This window comes from Hydrophilobacter chitinilyticus (assembly GCF_049860745.1).
Classification (GTDB): domain Bacteria; phylum Pseudomonadota; class Gammaproteobacteria; order Burkholderiales; family Burkholderiaceae_C; genus Rhodoferax_B.
Genome location: NZ_CP187561.1, coordinates 2,110,465 through 2,126,793, shown reverse-complemented (window position 1 = coordinate 2,126,793; position 16,329 = coordinate 2,110,465). Strand labels below are relative to the sequence as shown.

The 16,329-nt window shown below is 62.1% G+C and carries 15 protein-coding genes and 1 riboswitch; of the genes, 9 read left to right on the top strand and 6 right to left on the bottom strand.

All coding sequences use genetic code 11. The features are described 5' to 3' along the window. Positions 1 to 11 precede the first annotated feature (11 nt). Entirely contained in the window at positions 12 to 1,895 is a 1,884-nt protein-coding gene (locus tag ACPWMG_RS09565; protein ID WP_483304406.1) for a TonB-dependent receptor domain-containing protein, read from the bottom strand. A gap of 81 nt (positions 1,896 to 1,976) precedes the next feature. Beyond that, positions 1,977 to 2,238: riboswitch (cobalamin riboswitch) on the bottom strand. A gap of 49 nt (positions 2,239 to 2,287) precedes the next feature. On the opposite strand from ACPWMG_RS09565, the gene ACPWMG_RS09560 reads away from it, so the two are divergent. From ACPWMG_RS09560 to ACPWMG_RS09550, 3 genes are all read left to right on the top strand, one after another. Further along, entirely contained in the window at positions 2,288 to 2,533 is a 246-nt protein-coding gene (locus ACPWMG_RS09560; protein WP_483304405.1) for a cell division protein ZapB, read from the top strand. Positions 2,534 to 2,547: 14 nt separating this feature from the next. After that, the gene (locus ACPWMG_RS09555; protein ID WP_483305217.1) at positions 2,548 to 2,874 is read left to right on the top strand and encodes a cell division protein ZapA; all 327 of its coding nucleotides are present in this window, start codon (positions 2,548 to 2,550) and stop codon (positions 2,872 to 2,874) included. Between the two features lie 453 nt (positions 2,875 to 3,327). Next, positions 3,328 to 4,143, top strand: a complete 816-nt coding sequence (locus ACPWMG_RS09550) for a sulfite exporter TauE/SafE family protein (protein WP_483304404.1) — start codon at positions 3,328 to 3,330, stop codon at positions 4,141 to 4,143. Positions 4,144 to 4,256: 113 nt separating this feature from the next. On the opposite strand, the gene ACPWMG_RS09545 is transcribed toward ACPWMG_RS09550, so the two are convergent. The 3 genes from ACPWMG_RS09545 to hemN form a co-directional block, all read right to left on the bottom strand. Beyond that, positions 4,257 to 6,698 carry a sensor domain-containing protein gene (locus ACPWMG_RS09545; RefSeq protein WP_483304403.1) on the bottom strand — a complete coding sequence of 814 codons (2,442 nt, stop codon included), beginning with the start codon at positions 6,696 to 6,698 and terminating at the stop codon, positions 4,257 to 4,259. Continuing rightward, positions 6,695 to 8,002, bottom strand: coding sequence for a cyclic di-GMP phosphodiesterase (locus ACPWMG_RS09540; RefSeq protein ID WP_483304402.1), 1,308 nt, complete (start codon positions 8,000 to 8,002; stop codon positions 6,695 to 6,697). The genes ACPWMG_RS09545 and ACPWMG_RS09540 overlap by 4 nt, the downstream gene beginning before the upstream one ends. Positions 8,003 to 8,214: 212 nt before the next feature. Next, entirely contained in the window at positions 8,215 to 9,615 is a 1,401-nt protein-coding gene (gene hemN / locus ACPWMG_RS09535; RefSeq protein ID WP_483304401.1) for an oxygen-independent coproporphyrinogen III oxidase, read from the bottom strand. Between the two features lie 109 nt (positions 9,616 to 9,724). Between hemN and fnr the strand changes: the two genes are divergently transcribed. From fnr to ACPWMG_RS09515, 4 genes are all read left to right on the top strand, one after another. Further along, positions 9,725 to 10,489: a fumarate/nitrate reduction transcriptional regulator Fnr gene (gene fnr / locus ACPWMG_RS09530; RefSeq protein WP_483304400.1), complete on the top strand. Its 765-nt coding sequence runs from the start codon at positions 9,725 to 9,727 to the stop codon at positions 10,487 to 10,489. Between the two features lie 188 nt (positions 10,490 to 10,677). Continuing rightward, positions 10,678 to 11,259 carry a chromate transporter gene (locus tag ACPWMG_RS09525; protein ID WP_483304399.1) on the top strand — a complete coding sequence of 194 codons (582 nt, stop codon included), beginning with the start codon at positions 10,678 to 10,680 and terminating at the stop codon, positions 11,257 to 11,259. After that, the gene (locus tag ACPWMG_RS09520; protein WP_483304398.1) at positions 11,256 to 11,786 is read left to right on the top strand and encodes a chromate transporter; all 531 of its coding nucleotides are present in this window, start codon (positions 11,256 to 11,258) and stop codon (positions 11,784 to 11,786) included. Before ACPWMG_RS09525 ends, ACPWMG_RS09520 begins: the two co-directional genes overlap by 4 nt. A 138-nt stretch (positions 11,787 to 11,924) precedes the next feature. Beyond that, positions 11,925 to 12,371: a universal stress protein gene (locus ACPWMG_RS09515; protein WP_483304397.1), complete on the top strand. Its 447-nt coding sequence runs from the start codon at positions 11,925 to 11,927 to the stop codon at positions 12,369 to 12,371. A gap of 10 nt (positions 12,372 to 12,381) precedes the next feature. On the opposite strand, the gene ACPWMG_RS09510 is transcribed toward ACPWMG_RS09515, so the two are convergent. Further along, positions 12,382 to 12,771 carry a hypothetical protein gene (locus ACPWMG_RS09510; RefSeq protein WP_483304396.1) on the bottom strand — a complete coding sequence of 130 codons (390 nt, stop codon included), beginning with the start codon at positions 12,769 to 12,771 and terminating at the stop codon, positions 12,382 to 12,384. A 65-nt stretch (positions 12,772 to 12,836) separates the two neighbouring features. Continuing rightward, positions 12,837 to 13,853, bottom strand: coding sequence for a 1-aminocyclopropane-1-carboxylate deaminase (locus tag ACPWMG_RS09505; RefSeq protein ID WP_483304395.1), 1,017 nt, complete (start codon positions 13,851 to 13,853; stop codon positions 12,837 to 12,839). Positions 13,854 to 13,990: 137 nt separating this feature from the next. Here ACPWMG_RS09505 and ACPWMG_RS09500 point away from each other — a divergent pair, with 137 nt between their 5' ends. Next, complete coding sequence (locus ACPWMG_RS09500; protein WP_483304394.1) at positions 13,991 to 14,476, top strand: Lrp/AsnC family transcriptional regulator; 486 nt, start codon at positions 13,991 to 13,993, stop codon at positions 14,474 to 14,476. Between the two features lie 292 nt (positions 14,477 to 14,768). Continuing rightward, positions 14,769 to 16,316 carry a methyl-accepting chemotaxis protein gene (locus ACPWMG_RS09495; RefSeq protein WP_483304393.1) on the top strand — a complete coding sequence of 516 codons (1,548 nt, stop codon included), beginning with the start codon at positions 14,769 to 14,771 and terminating at the stop codon, positions 16,314 to 16,316. The last annotated feature ends 13 nt before the right edge of the window (positions 16,317 to 16,329 follow it).

Genomic DNA, 16,329 nt, shown 5'->3' with positions numbered 1-16,329 from the left:
TCACTGAAAACTCACTGTGGCGCCCACTTCAGGCCGACGTACACGGTACGGCCGGCGGTGGCGTAGGTGCGGGCGGTTTGGTAGTCCTTGTCGCCCAGGTTGTCGATACGCGCCAGCAGGCTGACGTCGCGGGCGATGCGGGTGCTGGCCGACAGGTTGACCAGGCCGTAGCCGCCGAGCACGTTGCTGTTGGCTTCATCGTCATAACGCGTGCCCGAGGCTTGCACTTCGGCGCCCAGCGTCCAGCCACTCACCGTGGTGTCGGCGCCGAAGGTGGCGTGGCGGCGAGCGCGGCGCGCCAGGTCTTTGCCAGTGCTCAAGTCTTTGGGGTTCTGGAAGTCGAGCGATGCGCGCAGGTTGACGCCAGCCATCGCGTGGTTGGCGCTCAAGGTCAAGCCTTTGTACTCGGCTTGGGCAACGCTTTCATAACAACCCCAGCTCGACAGACAAGCGCCTGGGCCATCCACATAGGTGATCAGGTTGTCCACCTTGTTGCGGTAGACCACCGCGCCAATGCTGCTGGCGCCAACGGTATAGCGCAGGCCGGCCTCGAGGTTGCGGCTGGTTTCGGGCTGCAGGTCGGCCACGCCGTATTCGCTGTAGCGCTGGTACAGCGTGGGCGCACGGAAAGCCGTGGCGGCCGATGCGGTGGCGCGCCAGTTGGGGGTAATGGCGTAGCCATATGCGGCGCTGCCGGTAGTCTTGCCGCCAAAGCCGCTGTCGTCGTCGTACCGCGCGTTGAGTTGCACGGCGTGTGGGCCTTGGGTGAAGCCGTAACCCAGGGCCAGACCGTTTTGCGAACTGGTGCGTGTATTGCTGCTCACCGTAGAGTTGTCGAGCGCGTTTTCGCGGCGCTCCAGCGTAGCGGTGAACAGGTGTGCGCCCAGGCGCAGTTCGTTCAGGAACACGTAGCCGCGCAGGTTGGTTTTGGTTTGGTAAACGTCGGGGCGGGTCTCATATCGCTGCACGCTGTCGGTCACGCTGAGGCGCGTGGAGTACGCGTCCGTCCACTGCGCCAGCCAGTTCAGGCCGGTGGCAGAGAGGCGGTTCAGGCTGTGGTCGTCAACACGTGCGGTGGGGTTGTAGAAAAAGTCATCGTACTGCGCGTCCATGTTGCTGCCGAGCCAGGTGGCATCAAGGCGGTGGCGGCTGTTGATCTTCAAGCCAACGCGCGCGTTGCCCGAGGTGTTGCGGTAGCCGTCGTCATCGGGGTTGCGCGTACCGTCGCTGGCTTTGCGCAGGCGCTGTGGCTGCGCGTCGAAGCCATCGCTGATCTCGCGGGCCACGCCAAACGAGTAGTCGATCGCATTTTCATTTCCACTGCTTCCGCTACTTCCGCTAATACCGGCTTCAATCTTGCGCAGCTTGTCACTACCCACGCCAATGCCGACGTAGGGCGCAGGCTTGCCCTCGCCTTTGCGCGTGAACAGTTGGATCACACCACCAATGGCGTCCGAGCCATACACCGCAGCAGCCGGGCCGCGCAGTACTTCAATGCGGTCAATCTGCGCGAGCGGAATGCTCTCCCAGCTGGCGCCGCCGCTGCCCGATTGCACGTCCAGCCGCACGCCGTCCAGGTACACAGCGGTGTGCTGCGAATTGCCACCACGGATGAACACGCTGGTGGGGCTGCCGACACCGCCCGAACGGGAAACTTCAACACCGGGCAAACGCGCCAGCACATCGGCCACACCGGTAGCACCACTGCGCTCGATGGTGGCGCGGTCGACGATGGACACATCGGATACCAGGTCGGCCAATGGTTGCGCCACACGCGTGGCGGTGACCACGGTTTCGGGCAAAGCGTTTTGGGCCAGCGTGGGCAAGGCCATCGACAGCGCGAACGGCATCACCGCCAGACGGCTGAGGCATGCGCCAGAGAGAGTTTTTTTCATGATCACAGACAGAGGAGAAGGCCCTCACCGGCGTCCCCGCCGGTGCTTGAGCGTACACGGTCACAACCTGCGCGGGGCGAAGTTGTAGCCACTGTGTTGGCCGGTATCCGGGCTGGGCAGAACACTTGCATCGCCTTCCCAAGCGTGTGTTCGAAAACGCTCAGTGGCTATGTGATGAAAGCTGGGCCGTCAAAACGCATTCACAAGGTTTCCACGTTTTAAAACCCGTCTGCTTGACCGTTGCGGGGGCAGCGCAGGCTAGGGAATGTGTGTTCCCCTCCTGCTTCCCGTTGAACTGCGGCCTGTGAACCAAGCCGCGAGCACCAACGGCGCGGATTTTACAGGTGGAACCACGGTAGGAAAGATGTCGCCGCCCTACAATAACGCCCCATATGGCCCACCCCACCCAAATCGAACAAATTGCCGAGCGCACCGAGCGGCTTTTGGTGCGCTACCACGAGTTGCAACGCACCAACGCACTGCTGACGGAACAGGTTGCCCTGCTCAGCCACGAGCGCGAATCGCTCAAGTCCCGTCTGGGCGCTGCGCGTGCGCGCATCGACGCCCTGCTGGAGCGCCTGCCCGAAATCTCCAGCCCACCTGTGGTGCGGCCCGCCCCGCGGAGTGACGCCCCATGAACGCCGCCAGCAACATGAACCAACTTGAAGTGCAAATCATGGGCCAGAGCTACTTGCTCGCCTGCCCGGATGAAGGCGCCGACCGCCTGCAGCAAGCCGTGGCCAAGGTCGATGCCGCCATGTGCGCCATCCGCGATGCCGGCAAAGTCAAGGCACGTGACCGCATTGCCGTGCTGGCCGCACTGAACCTGGCATTTGACCAAGCCGAACGCGCGGCAACGGAAACCGCAGCCCCGGCCACAGCACCTGCCACCGCAGAATCTGGCGAAAACGATGAACACCTGGCTTCGCTGTTGGCGCGCCTGGACGAAGCCTTGGGCGACGACGGGCGGCTGATTTAATCCCGTCTTCTCGACGCGCTTTTGCCGCTGATCGGTTGACTTCGTAAAGTGCTGCGCCAGATTTGCAAAAGTGGCAAAAGCTGGCTTTAGAATAGAGTCGTCTGCGATCCCGTCGGGCTTTATATTTCCTTGAACCAATGCTCATTGAGCCCGGGCCTGGAATATCACCTTGCAAGCGTGATCATCTCGCGTTAGATGAACCCAATGTGAGGTTGACCTAGCCCACCTGAACCCCGGTTCAGGATGCGGGTCCGGTGGCCTTCGCAGACACCTATACTTCGCTTTGCTGAAACTCTTCAGCAGCAGCCTTCTCCCAAGACATTTTCTAGAACAAGAGCGACTAAAAAACTCAGCGAAGCGGTTCTGGCGAGGCGCTGCGTCGCAGGCAGTACGCCTAGTACGACAAGACGCAGCAACGACGCCAGAAGAGTTTTTTTAGCCGCTCTAAGCCGGATGCACCTGGACCCGACGCTTATCCTTGAACTCGCCCTGCTCGGTCTGAGCACCGGCTTTTTGGCCGGCCTGTTGGGCATTGGCGGCGGCATGTTGATGGTGCCGTTCATCACCTTCATCATGGGCACACGCGGCGTGGGTGTGGACCTCGCAGTGAAGATGGCGATTGCCACTTCCATGGCGACCATCATGTTCACCTCCATCTCCAGCGTGCGCGCACACCACAAGCGCGGCGCGGTGCGCTGGGACATCGTGCGCCACCTGGCGCCCGGCATTGTGCTGGGCAGCATGATCGGCAGCCTGGGGGTGTTTGCGGTGCTCAAGGGCTCCTCACTCTCGTTGCTGTTTGCCGCGTTTGTAGCGTTTTCGGCCACGCAAATGTTTCTCGACAAAAAGCCTGCGCCCACGCGGCAAATGCCGGGCACGACCGGCCAGTGGACTGCGGGCGGCATCATCGGCTTCATGTCGGGCCTGGTGGGTGCCGGTGGCGGCTTCATCAGTGTGCCGTTCATGACCTGGTGCAACATCAGCATCCACAATGCGGTGGCCACCAGTGCAGCGCTGGGCTTTCCCATCGCCGTGGCGAACGTGGTGGGTTATGTGATCAGCGGCACGTCGGTGGTCAACCCACCCGCAGGCTCACTCGGCTATATCTGGTTGCCAGCACTTGGCGTGATTGCGGTGTGCAGTGTGTTGACGGCGCCGCTGGGTGCGCAGGCCGCGCACAAGCTGCCGGTGAAGAAACTCAAGCGTGTGTTTGCCAGCGTGTTGTACCTGCTAGGCGCCTACATGTTGTGGCGCGGCCTGAGCAGCTAACAAAACTCTTCTGGCATCGTTGCTGCGTCTTGTCGTACTAAGCGTACTGCCTGCGACACAGCGCCTCGCCAGAACCGCTGCGCTGAGTTTTGTTTGCTGCTCTCTTACTCTTATTAATCCAGCAGCACCACCGCACCTTCGCGCTCTGCCGCGCGGGCCATGGCGTTTTCCAGGTCTTCTGCGGCCACGCCGGGCGAGCACAAGAAACCCTGAAACTGGTCGCAATTTAAACGCAGTAGCGTGGCACGCTGCGCCTTGGTTTCCACACCTTCGGCAATCACCGTCAGATTCAACGCACGGCCCATCTGGATGATGGCGCTGACAATCGCGTGGTCGTCGCCATCGTCGGGCAGGCCACGAATGAACGAGCGGTCGATCTTCAGCTTGTGGATCGGGAATTTCTTCAGGTAGGCCAGGCTGGAGTAGCCGGTGCCGAAGTCGTCAATCGCCAGCGTCACACCCAAAGCCGCCAGGGCTTCCAGGCGCGCCAGGGCCTCGGCGGCATCTTGCACCAGAATCGATTCGGTCAGCTCCAGCTCCAGCAGCTCGGGGCGCAAGCCTACTGCCTGCAAAACGCTGGCCACCTGCTCCACAAAATCGGTCTGCTGAAACTGCAGCGCCGAAACGTTGACCGACACCATCATCGGCCGGCCCGCCTCTTGCCACACCGCCGCCTGGCGCACGGCCTCGGCCAGCACCCAGGCCCCCAGGGTGACGATGTAGCCGCTCTCTTCTGCCAGCGGAATAAAGTCGCCAGGCGACACATGGCCCAGCACTGGATCGAACCAACGGATCAGCGCTTCCACGCCGATCACGCGGCCGTTGTCCAGGCTCACCTGCGGTTGATAATGCAGGCGGAACAAACCGGTATCCATGGCCACACGCATGGCGTGGTCCATCTTCATGCGCGACAGCAGCTCGATGTTCATCTGCCGCTGGTAGAAGCAGAAGTTGTTGCGGCCGCGGTCTTTCACGCGGTACATGGCGGTGTCGGCGCACTTGATGAGTTCGTCCAGCGTGGCGCCATCGTTCGGGTACATGGCCACGCCTATGCTGCAGCTCACCGAGAACTGCAACTCATCCACCGCAAACGGCCGCGACAGGCTCTCCAGTACACGCCGCGCCACACGCTCGGCGGCAGCCGCATCGGCCATGTGCAGGTGCATCACAAATTCGTCGCCGCCCAGGCGGCACAAGGTGTCGACCTCGCGCAGGCAGTGGCCCAAACGCTCGGCCACCTGGATCAACACGCGGTCGCCAAACTGGTGGCCCAGCGAGTCGTTGATGTTCTTGAAACGGTCCAGGTCGAGGAACATCACCGCAAACTCGCCACCGCTGCGAGCGGCCAGGCGCAGTGCATATTCGATGTGCTGGTTTAGCATCAGCCGGTTAGGCAGGCCGGTCAGGGCATCGGTGTAGGCCAGTTGCTCGATGCGTTTCTGGCTGGCTTTTTCTTGCGTGAGATCTTTGAAGAAGCCAATGCTTTGCATGACTTCGCCGTTGTCGGTGCGCAGCGCCACCCAAGACAATTTGACGGCGCATTCCGAGCCGTCACGGCGCACGTGGATGGTCTCGCCTTGCCAATAGCCGTCTTCCACCCAGCTCTCTTTGAGGCGCGCCAGAAAGTCAGAGTCTTGCAGCGTGCTGAACAGGCTTTGCGCCTCTTGGCCCAGCACGTCGGCCTCGGTCAAGCCGGTCAATTGCAGGCAACCGGGGTTCACGGCCACCACGCGGTGGTCAGGGCCGGCGATGAAAATCGCGTCCAGGCTGGATTCAAAAACCTTGGCCGCCAAGCGCAGGCTCGATTCAGATGCCACGCGTTGCGTGATGTCCCGGAACGAATACACGCGGCCAATGGCGCGGCCCTGGTTGTGCTGCGGCAGCGATACACGTTCAATCAAACGGCCGTCGCGCAGCACCAGCAGGTCAGAACTTTCCGAAGACGGCGACAGCGCCAAGCTGTCCAGCCGCTGGCGGTAACCATCGGGGTCGAGCGTGGCATCGGCCATGTGGGTGACCAAGGCGTCGTCGTCGCGGCGCAGCAGCATGGTCTCGGGCATTTCCCACATCTCGGCGAAGCGGCGGTTGCAGGCGGTGGTTTGGCCGTGCAGGTCGCACACCAGAATGCCATCGGCCGTGGCCTCCAGCGTGGCCTGCATTTCGGCCAGCACCAACTCCAGCTCGTCTTCCATGCGGCGGTGCTGGCTGCGGTCGCGCAGGCACACCACATACACCGATGTGCCATCGGTCAACGTGGTCAGACTCACGCGGCGCTCCACCTGGCGCGACTCTTGTTGCGCGGTACGGATTTTGGTTTCAGAGTGAATGCTGGGGGTGTCGCCAGACGATGCGCTGGCGGCCTCTTCCCAGAAGAACTGGTCTTCCAGCGCCACCATGAAGTCGGTGACCACGCGCCCAATCAAGCTCAAACGCCCCGCCCCCAGCAGTTGCACGGCGGCATCGTTCACCGCCAGGATGTGCAGCGTGCCGGGCTCCACCACACACACAGCATCCAGCATCGCCTCGATGAGGCTGCCTAGCGCGGGCGGGGTCACGCCTGGCTTCCCAAGCGGTCTAAACCGCCACTACGTTCCACGTAGTAGCAAACACGCGGGCGCAGCGCCAGGTAGTCGCGCACCGAAGCGGGCAACTGCGCTGGCTTCAGGCTGCGCCGAATGCCCAAATCAGGGCGTTGCTCCAAGTCGACGATCAATGCTTCATCACGCGGCACGTTCTGGTCGTGCAGGATGACGCGGGGCTTCAACGGCCGGGCCGAGTTGACCGAGACCACCACACCATAGGCGTCGTTCACCAGTTGCACCACCGAGCCCGGCGGGTACACCCCCATCAAGCGGATGAACGCCCCCAAGGTGGCGGTGTCGAACCGGGATTTCATTTGCGCGAAGATCATCGAGAGGGCTTCATGCGGCGTCATGGCATTGACCAGGCGCGCAGGGTTGCACAGGTTGTCGTAAAGATTCACCAGCGCAAGAATCTTGCCCGCTTGCGACATTTGCTCACCGCGCAGGCCCGCAGGAAAGCCCGAGCCATCGACCAGTTCATGGTGCTGCGCAATGCCTTCCAGCACCTCGGGCGCCAAGCCCATGCGTTTGCCCAGCGCCACGCCAAACGTCACGTGCTCGCGGTAGCAGGCGCGTTCGTTGGCAGAAAATTTTTCATCCATGGCACGCAGACGCTCGGGCACCTGCGCTTTGCCCATGTCGTGCAGCACGGCAGCCAGGCCCAGCAAATGCAACTCTGCCGCTGGCAGCCCCAAGGCTTTGCCCAACAGCAGCGACACCACCATCACGTTGACCGGGTGCTCGGAGCTGCGGTCGCCCATGGTTTCTGACAGCAAGCGAATCGCGGAATCGCCCGCGCCCAACACTTCGGCCACGCAGTTCTGCACCAGTTCGGCGGCTTGGTCGCCAGCCGATTTGGGGTGATCACCGGCTTGCGCGGAGACACGCCGAAAACGCACCATGGCTTCGCCAAACTTGCGCTCACAGCGCTCCAGGCTACGTTGTTGGTTGGCCAGTTGTTCGCGGCGCTGGCTGCGCAGCCACTCGACCTCTTGCATGGGCGCCACAGTGGGGCCAGCCTCCACAGCCGCAGGGGTCGCGCCATCAGGCTCCAACGCTGCAGGCGACGAAGCTTGCGCCGAAGCCATGCCTGGTGGCAATTGTTCTTGCAGCGCAGCGAAGTCGCTCTCGCTGGCGGGGTCGCTTTGCGCCGGGTAATAGCGCAGCCGGCTCAGGCCGAGCGAGCGAATGGCGCCAATTTGTTCGTGCGACGAAATCTTGAAGCTACCCTTCGGAAATGGATGTTCCATCCACCCGAGGTCGAGCTGTATGTACATGCCACGCCGAAGTTGGCCGACGTCAATCCAAACTGATTGGTGCACATCCATAAACTAAGATGCATTCTGGGCGTTGAGGCATCAAAAGATTATGCCGCGAATCGAAGACATCTTGTTACCAATTCAGCATAAGTGTCACTCACGTGTCAACTTTACGCACCGTCGCGTGGCGCCCCTCTTGCCAACGCCCACACCAACGCTTAGCGAGCCGCTTACACCACCCGCGAAAACCGTTCCCTGGCCTCAACGCGCGAGGCCTGTAGGTAGCGGTCAAACACCATGGCCACGGCACGTACCAGATACCAGCCTGACGGGGTGACCCGAATGCCGCCGTTGTCGCCCAGATCCAGTGCCACCAAACCATCGCGCTCAAAGCTCGCCAAAGCCTGCAACTCGGGTGCAAAGTAGCGACGAAAGTCCACAAAGTGGGCGGTGGCGATCGCCTCAAACTGCACTTCGCCTTGGCACATCAGCGCCATGATCACGCTTTGGCGCACCAGGTCATCACGCGACAGCGAAAGGCCGCGTGCAATCGGCAACTGCCCCTGGTCTATACAACTGCTGTAGTCGGCCCAACTGCGCGCGTTTTGCGTGAACAGTGCGCCCATGCGCCCTATGGCCGACACACCCAGCCCCAGCAGGTCGCAATGCGGCTGCGTGCTGTAGCCCTGAAAGTTGCGGTGCAGCCGCCCCTGTCGCTTGGCCACGGCCAACGCGTCGCCGGGCAGCGCCAGATGGTCCATGCCCACATGCACATACCCGGCGCCCAACAGGCTGGTCAACGCGGCGCGCAGCAAACCCAGCTTGTCGTCCAGCGCCGGCAGATCGCTTTGCGCAATGCGCCGCTGCGGCTTGAAGCGCTCGGGCAGATGGGCATAGGCGTACAGCGCCAGCCGGTCGGGGCGTAGGTCGCGAACCAGCTCCAGCGTGCGCGCAAAAGACGTGGCCGTCTGGCGCGGCAAGCCGTAGATCAAGTCGATGTTGATGGACGTGAAGCCCTGCGCCCGTGCTGCGGCCACCAGTTCAAACACCTCTTCAGCCGGTTGCACCCGGTGCACCGCCTGCTGCACCGCCGGGTCAAAGTCCTGCACACCAAAGCTCAGCCGGTTGAAGCCCAACGCCGCCAAAGCGGCCAGGCGCTGCGGCGACACCGTGCGCGGGTCCACCTCAATGGAGAACTCGCCACCGGGCACCAGCCGAAAGTTGTCGCGCAGCAATTGCATCAGCCGCGCCAACTGGTCGTTGCTCAAAAACGTGGGCGTGCCGCCACCCAAGTGCAGTTGGCTGACCGCCTGCCCAGCCCCCAGGTGCGCCACATGCAGGGCCACTTCGCGCGCCAGGTAATCGAGGTACTCGTCAGCACGGGCACGCTGGCGCGTCACGATCTTGTTGCAGGCGCAAAAATAACAAAGCGATTCGCAAAACGGCACATGCACGTAAAGCGACAACGGCGGCACCACGCCGGCAGCCACATGTTCGCGCCGTTGAGCCAAGGCCGCGATGTAGCCTGAGGGCTGAAAGTCATCGACAAAGCGGTCGGCCGTGGGGTACGAGGTGTAACGCGGACCGGGTTGGTCCATGCGACGCAGCACGTCGGGGGCAATCAAAGTCATGGCGACACTCCAGTCGGGCACAAATCCTCACAAATATGCCGGGAAGCAAGGGCCTACTTGTTGACCCATGTCAGTGCTGCGCGATTGAGCTTGGCGGAGAATTTGACCTATGTCATCTCACCTTGCACCTGGCTCCACTCGCCCTTCTGTCCCTGTGTCGGGTGCCAGCCAAATCGCCTGCTCCAACTGCAACCTGCGCGAGCTGTGTATGCCCGCGCCGCTCTCGGCCGAAGAGTTGCTGCGCATCGACGAAGTGGTGGCCTCGCGCCGCACAGTGAAACGCGGCACCGCGCTGTTTCGCCTGGGCGACACGTTCACCTCGCTCTACGCCATTCGCCTGGGTGTGTTCAAGACCGTGGTGTCGTCCGCAGACGGGCGAGAGCAGGTCACCGGCTTTCAGATGGCCGGAGAAATCATGGGGCTGGACGGCATCGTCAATGAAGTCCACACCTGCACCGCCGTAGCACTCGAAGACGCCGAAGTGTGCGTGATGCCGTTCACCCGCTTGGGCGAACTGTCCCGCGAGGTGAACGCGCTGCAGCACCACGTGCACCGCATCATGAGCCGCGAAATCGTGCGCGAGCACGGCGTGTTGCTGTTGCTGGGCAGCATGCGCGCCGAAGAACGTGTGGCCGCCTTTTTGCTGAACCTGGCCAAGCGGCTGCACGCGCGGGGCTTTTCACAATCGGAGCTGGTGCTGCGCATGACGCGCGAAGAGATCGGCAGCTATCTGGGCCTGAAGCTGGAAACAGTGAGCCGCACCTTCTCCAAACTGGTGGACGACGGGCTGATTGAAGTACGCCAGCGCCACGTGCGCATTCTGGATGCCGAGGGACTGAACCGCGTGGTCAACCTGCAAAGCTGTGCTTCGTAAGCGCAGGCACCCGCTATTGATTCAATAGCTGTTCAGGTTCACTATTTGAGGCTTGCAGGCAAAGTCACTTTAGGCGCTCGTTTCTTTGAATGTAAAGCTAGGCACCGCGGGCGACGGCGGCGCAGCGAAGATTGCGCGCCGCTTCTAGAATATTTTCTCCCGCCACTTTGCCCGTCCAGGGTCAGGCCATGCCTTTGCAAGCCGACACCGCGCCCACGCTGCGCAGCCTCTTTTTCGCCTTCTCCAAAATCGGCTTGACCAGCTTCGGCGGCGGCCTCAGCGGCTGGATGTTGCGCGAGTTTGTGCAACGCCGTGCCTGGCTCACCCAGCAGGAATTCTTGAGCGGCCTGGCGCTGGCGCAGGCCTTCCCCGGCATCAACGTGGTCAACCTGTCGATCTGGATCGGCTTTCAACTGCTGGGCGGCGCGGGCGCAGTGGTGGCGGCCTGCGGCATTGTGTTGCCGCCCATGGTGGTAGCGTTGACCTTGGCGAGTATGTTCTCCCACGTGGCCGATGTGCGCGGCGTGCATGTAGTGCTGGCTGGCATTGCGGCAGCGGCGGTGGGGCTGTCGTTGCAAACCGGCTTGCGCGCCGCGCTGCATGCCGCCAAGGGCTGGGCACGCAGCTTGATTCTGCTGGCCACGTTTGCCGCCATCTTCATCTGGCGCCTGCCGCTGCTGTGGGTAGTGGGGGTGATGGCGCCGTTGTCCATCACGCTGGCGTGGTGGCGCATGCGGGCCGAGCCTGCGGCAGAGGTCACCACACCATGAACTTGCAACTCTTGAGCAGCCTGCTCGCGGTGTTTGCGCCGCTGTCGTTCCTGACCGTGGGCGGTGGCCAAAGCATCGTGGCCGACATCCACCGCCAGTCGGTCAGCGTGCAGGGCTGGATGAGCGACGCGCAGTTTCTCGACCTGTACGCGTTGTCGCGCATCACCCCCGGGCCGGGCGCCTTGTTGGTCACCTTGGTGGGTTGGCAGGTGGCGGGCATCTGGGGCGCGTTGCTCACCTCGGTGGCGATTTTTTTGCCAAGCTCGGTGTTGGTCTATGGCCTTGCGCATGTGTGGTCGCGCTACCGGGGCAAGCCGCTGGTGCGCGCCATTGAATCCGGCTTGGCGCCGGTGGCGGCCGGCTTGATCTTGGCTGCGTCGTGCACGGTGTTGCGCGCGGCCGAAGGCGGTGTTTGGGCCTGGTCGGTAGCGGCACTCTCCACCATCGCGCTGGCGGTGTGGAAACGGCTCAGCCCCTTGCTGGTGCTCGCCATCGGCGGGCTGGTGTTCTGGGTAGCGCTGCGTTGACGTTTTTCGTTGGCGTTTTGTGCACCGACATGACCTGCATCAACCAGGGTCATCGCCGGGCTCGCAAATTTTGTACTGCTGCGTATGATGCTTTGAAGGGGATGCAACCCGCGTCCCCGACACAAAGGAGGACGCACCATGTATAAACGCATTCTGGTGGCAACCGACGGCTCCGAGCTGTCCGACAAGGCCGTACAAAGCGCCATTGCGCTGGCCGCAGACCTGAAGGCCGAACTCATCGCGCTGAAGGTCGTGCCCTACTACCCGCAAAGCTACTTTGAAGGCGCCGCCCCCATCGACACCGGCGCCATTGCCGATGTTGAAAAGAACTGGGAAGAGTCGGCGCAAAAAGTGGTGGGCGCCGTGGTCGCGGCGGGCGCTGCGCGCGGGGTGACGGTGCAAGGGCTTACCGCCAAATCAGACCTGGTGTCGGAGACCGTCATCAAAACCGCCACGGCACAAAACTGCGATTTGATTGTGATGGCCTCACACGGGCGCAATGGCTTGAAGCGTTTGCTGCTGGGCAGCGAAACGCAGCACGTGCTGACGCATTCACACATTCCAGTGCTGGTGTTGCGCCCTTAAATCCGCAACGCTACGTCACCGCCAGGCGGATCCATTCGCCGCCGTCATCTTCGGCCAAGCGCAGCGCCGCTTGCACCATGCTGGCGGCATCGGCGGCGCCCACACTGAGATAACGACGGCCCGGCGGCGCAAAGGCCCGCAGCAGCTCCGGCGTGGCGCGCTCGCCGCGCGTCAGGGCCAGAATCGGCCCGTGGGTGGCGGCCAGCAAACGCTCAAAGCGGCTGTCGATCTTCGGCCTAAGCCCCTGCAGCCACTGCTGCTCGTGGGCAACGCCCTCTTCCACCAGCGCGCCCCAATCGTCCACGCGCCACACGTCTACGCCCATCGCATGCGAGCGCTCCAACAAGGCGGCGGTGCGCATGGCATCATCGAGCAAGGAGGCCTCGCACAACCACTGCATGTGCGCCCCGCAAGCATTGACTGTGGCACTGCGCAGCCGCTGCATGATGACTTTGACCTGGGCGCTCAGCCGTTGCGGAAGATGAAGCTGTAGGCATTGAGTGCCGGCACGCCACCCAGGTGCGCGTACAGCACTTTCGAGCCTGCAGGAAACTCGCCCAAACGTACCTTCTCAATCATGCCGTGCATCGACTTGCCTTCGTACACCGGGTCGGTCAGCATGCCTTCCATGCGCGCACACAGGCGAATGGCTTCCAGTGTGCCTTCGTTCGGCAGACCATATTCGGGCCCGCCAAAACGTGTGTCCAGCACCACGTCTTTGGCGGTGATGTCGCGGTTCAGCTCCACCAGATGGGCCGTGTGTTTGGCGATGCGCAGCACCTGGTCAAACGTTTGCTGCGGCTTGGCGGAAGCATCAATGCCGATCACGCGGTCGGCGCGGCCATCGTCCGCAAAGCCCACCACCATGCCCGCTTGTGTGCTGCCGGTCACGGCGCAGACCACGATGTAGTCAAACTTGAAACCCAGCTCGGCTTCTTGCTGCCGCACCTCTTCGGCAAAGGCCACAAAGCCGAGTCCGCCCTTGGGGTGCTCGGAGCAACCGGCCGGAATGGGGAACGGTTTGCCGCCCGCCTGGCGCACACTTTCCATTGCGTCTTCCCAGCTTTTGCGAATGCCGATGTCGAAGCCCGCCGCATCCAGCCGCACATCGGCGCCCATGATGCGCGACATCTCGATGTTGCCCACGCGGTCGTACACCGCGTCGGAGTAGTTCACCCAGTTCTCTTGTACCAGCACACACTTCAAGCCGAGGTGCGCCGCCACGGCCGCCACCTGGCGCGTTTGGTTCGATTGGATGCCGCCGATGGACACCAGCGTGTCGTAGCCACCTTCCAGAGCCTCGGGAATCAGGTACTCCAGCTTGCGGGTCTTGTTGCCGCCAAAGGCCAGGCCGCTGTTGCAGTCTTCGCGCTTGGCGTACAGCTCCACCTTGCCACCCAGATGGGCACTCAGGCGTTTCAAGGGCTGAATGGGCGTGGGGCCGAAAGTCAGCGGGTAGCGGGGAAATTTTTGCAGGTTCAAGAAAAGGCTCCTTGTTCAAAAGATGCCTTGAATCGTAGGATCAAGCCCTTGTTTTAGGGTTGCAAAATCAGCCCCATCGACGAAACTCTGGCGAGATTCTTGCGTTATTTGAAGATTTTTATTCCGCTAAAGCAGCAATGAGCACAACAAAATTGCCTGACAAGAATGCACTCGATCGCACCGACCGCGCCATCCTGCGCGCGCTGCAGCGCGACGCCTCAGTCTCCAACGTGGCCCTGGCCGCCAAGGTGAACCTCAGCGCCCCGGCCTGCTTGCGGCGCGTCGAGCGGTTGAAGACTCTAGGGCTCATCAAAAAGGTGGTGGCGCTGCTCGACCCGGCCGCTCTCGACTGCGGCACGCTGGTGATGATTGGCGTGGTGCTCGACCGCTCCACGCCCACTTCGTTTGCCGATTTTGAGAAGGCGGTGCAAAAGGTATCTGGCTGCCAGGAATGCCATGTGGTGACCGGCGAGTTCGACTACTTCGTGCTGCTGCGCACGCGTGACAACGACAGCTACAACCGACTGCACGCCGAGCAGTTGCTCTACCTGCCGGGCGTGCGGCAGATCCGCACGTTCATGGTGTTGAAACAGGTGTTGTCGACCACGCAGTTGCCAATTTGACGTTGCTCGTGCACCAAAAGAGTTCGGGCGGTGATTGGCGGCACATAGCGTTCAAGTTTGGTCGCCGCAAGCCGAAGTAGCTCAAGAGAAAAGCCAAGCATGCAGTTGAATTCAAGAATGACGGGCCACGGCCAAAAAGCCGTAGGCATAGCAAAAGCGTGGGGCAATATTCGACACGCCTCTTCATTCACATTTGCTTGGCAACATACGCCGCGTCATCCTTTCAACGTCCAGCCTCACTCAAAGTGCCATACAAACGCAACGCGTTTCACCCTTGGCCCAATCCCCACTTATGAACAATTTAAAAGTCTCTACCCGGCTGTCGTTTCTGATCGCGTTGATGTCCTTGCTGCTCATCGTCATCGGCCTGCTGGGCCTGTACGGCACGCAGCAATCGAATGAAGGGCTGCGCACCGTTTACGAAGACCGCACGGTGCCGCTGAAGCAACTGGCCGACATCAACTACATCATCAACCGCAACCGCGCGTTGGTGATGGAGATGCTGATCAGGCCCGAGAACACCACCATCGAGCGCAACAGCGCCGAGCTGCGCGACAACGTGCAGAAGAACCTGGCCGTCTGGAAAGACTACATGGCCACTACGCTGACACCTGATGAAGAGCGCCTGGCCAAGGCCTTCAACGAAGCCGCCACGGCGTTTTCACGCGGCGGCATTGGCCCCACGGCCGAGGCGCTGCGCAAGGGCGATCTGGACGAAGCGCAAACCCTGTACCAAACCAAAGTCGCGGCGCAGGCACCTGGTGTGCAGCAGGCCATTGACGCGCTGATGAAGCTGCAAACCGATGTGGCAGAGGCTGAATACAAAAAGGCGGTGTCGCGTTACGAGAGCATTCGCAATGCGGCCATCGCCTCCATTCTGGTGGGCGTGGCGGTGGCCGTAGCGTTTGGCGTGGTGTTGATCCAAGGCATCTCGCGCGCGTTGGCGCATGCGACTGCAGTGTCTGCCGCCGTGGCACGCGGCGACCTCACCAGCCGCATCGACACCAGTGGCCACGACGAAGTCAGCCAGGTGCTGCAAAGTCTGGCCGAAATGCAAGCCAACCTGGCGACCATCGTCAGCCGCGTGCGCCTGGGCTCGGATGCGGTGTCCACCGCCAGCGAAGAAATCGCGCAGGGCAACCACGACCTCTCATCACGCACCGAAAACCAAGCCAGCGCGCTGGAAGAAACCGCCGCGAGCATGGAGGAGCTGAGCGCCACCGTCAAACAAAACGCCGACAACGCACAACAGGCCAACCAGCTCGCCAAGGGCAGTTCCAACGTAGCGCAGCAAGGCGGCAGCGTGATGACCGAAGTGGTCGAGACCATGCGCGGCATCAGCGATTCGAGCAAGAAGATCGCCGACATCATCAACGTGATCGACGGCATTGCGTTCCAGACCAACATCCTCGCCTTGAACGCGGCGGTGGAAGCCGCCCGTGCCGGTGAACAAGGGCGCGGCTTTGCCGTGGTGGCCAGCGAAGTGCGCAGCCTGGCCAGTCGCAGCGCGGGTGCAGCCAAGGAGATCAAGGCGTTAATCAACGACAGCGTGGGCCGCGTGGATCACGGCAATGCCTTGGTAGACCGCGCAGGCAGCACCATGCAAGAGATGGTGACCAGCATCCGCGGCGTGACCGACCTGATGGGCGAAATCAGCGCCGCCAGCACCGAGCAAAGCCTGGGTGTCTCGCAGATCGGCGATGCCGTGGCGCAGATGGATCAGGTGACGCAGCAGAACGCAGCACTGGTGGAACAAATGGCCGCCGCCGCGAGCAGCTTGCGCACCCAATCGCAAGAATTGGTGAACACGGTGGCGGTGTTCAAGTTGTCGGCGAATTAAGAGAGTAAGGCCA

Bases quoted from the DNA above. Each gene is read 5' to 3' on its own strand.
- ACPWMG_RS09555 (WP_483305217.1), top strand. From the start codon at position 2,548: ATGAACCAACTTGAAGTGCAAATCATGGGCCAGAGCTACTTGCTCGCC.
- ACPWMG_RS09525 (WP_483304399.1), top strand. From the start codon at position 10,678: ATGCCTTTGCAAGCCGACACCGCGCCCACGCTGCGCAGCCTCTTTTTC.
- ACPWMG_RS09560 (WP_483304405.1), top strand. From the start codon at position 2,288: ATGGCCCACCCCACCCAAATCGAACAAATTGCCGAGCGCACCGAGCGG.
- ACPWMG_RS09510 (WP_483304396.1), bottom strand. From the start codon at position 12,771: ATGCAGTGGTTGTGCGAGGCCTCCTTGCTCGATGATGCCATGCGCACC.
- ACPWMG_RS09520 (WP_483304398.1), top strand. From the start codon at position 11,256: ATGAACTTGCAACTCTTGAGCAGCCTGCTCGCGGTGTTTGCGCCGCTG.
- ACPWMG_RS09500 (WP_483304394.1), top strand. From the start codon at position 13,991: ATGAGCACAACAAAATTGCCTGACAAGAATGCACTCGATCGCACCGAC.
- fnr (WP_483304400.1), top strand. From the start codon at position 9,725: ATGTCATCTCACCTTGCACCTGGCTCCACTCGCCCTTCTGTCCCTGTG.
- ACPWMG_RS09540 (WP_483304402.1), bottom strand. From the start codon at position 8,002: ATGTACATACAGCTCGACCTCGGGTGGATGGAACATCCATTTCCGAAG.
- ACPWMG_RS09495 (WP_483304393.1), top strand. From the start codon at position 14,769: ATGAACAATTTAAAAGTCTCTACCCGGCTGTCGTTTCTGATCGCGTTG.
- hemN (WP_483304401.1), bottom strand. From the start codon at position 9,615: ATGACTTTGATTGCCCCCGACGTGCTGCGTCGCATGGACCAACCCGGT.
- ACPWMG_RS09550 (WP_483304404.1), top strand. From the start codon at position 3,328: ATGCACCTGGACCCGACGCTTATCCTTGAACTCGCCCTGCTCGGTCTG.
- ACPWMG_RS09515 (WP_483304397.1), top strand. From the start codon at position 11,925: ATGTATAAACGCATTCTGGTGGCAACCGACGGCTCCGAGCTGTCCGAC.
- ACPWMG_RS09565 (WP_483304406.1), bottom strand. From the start codon at position 1,895: ATGAAAAAAACTCTCTCTGGCGCATGCCTCAGCCGTCTGGCGGTGATG.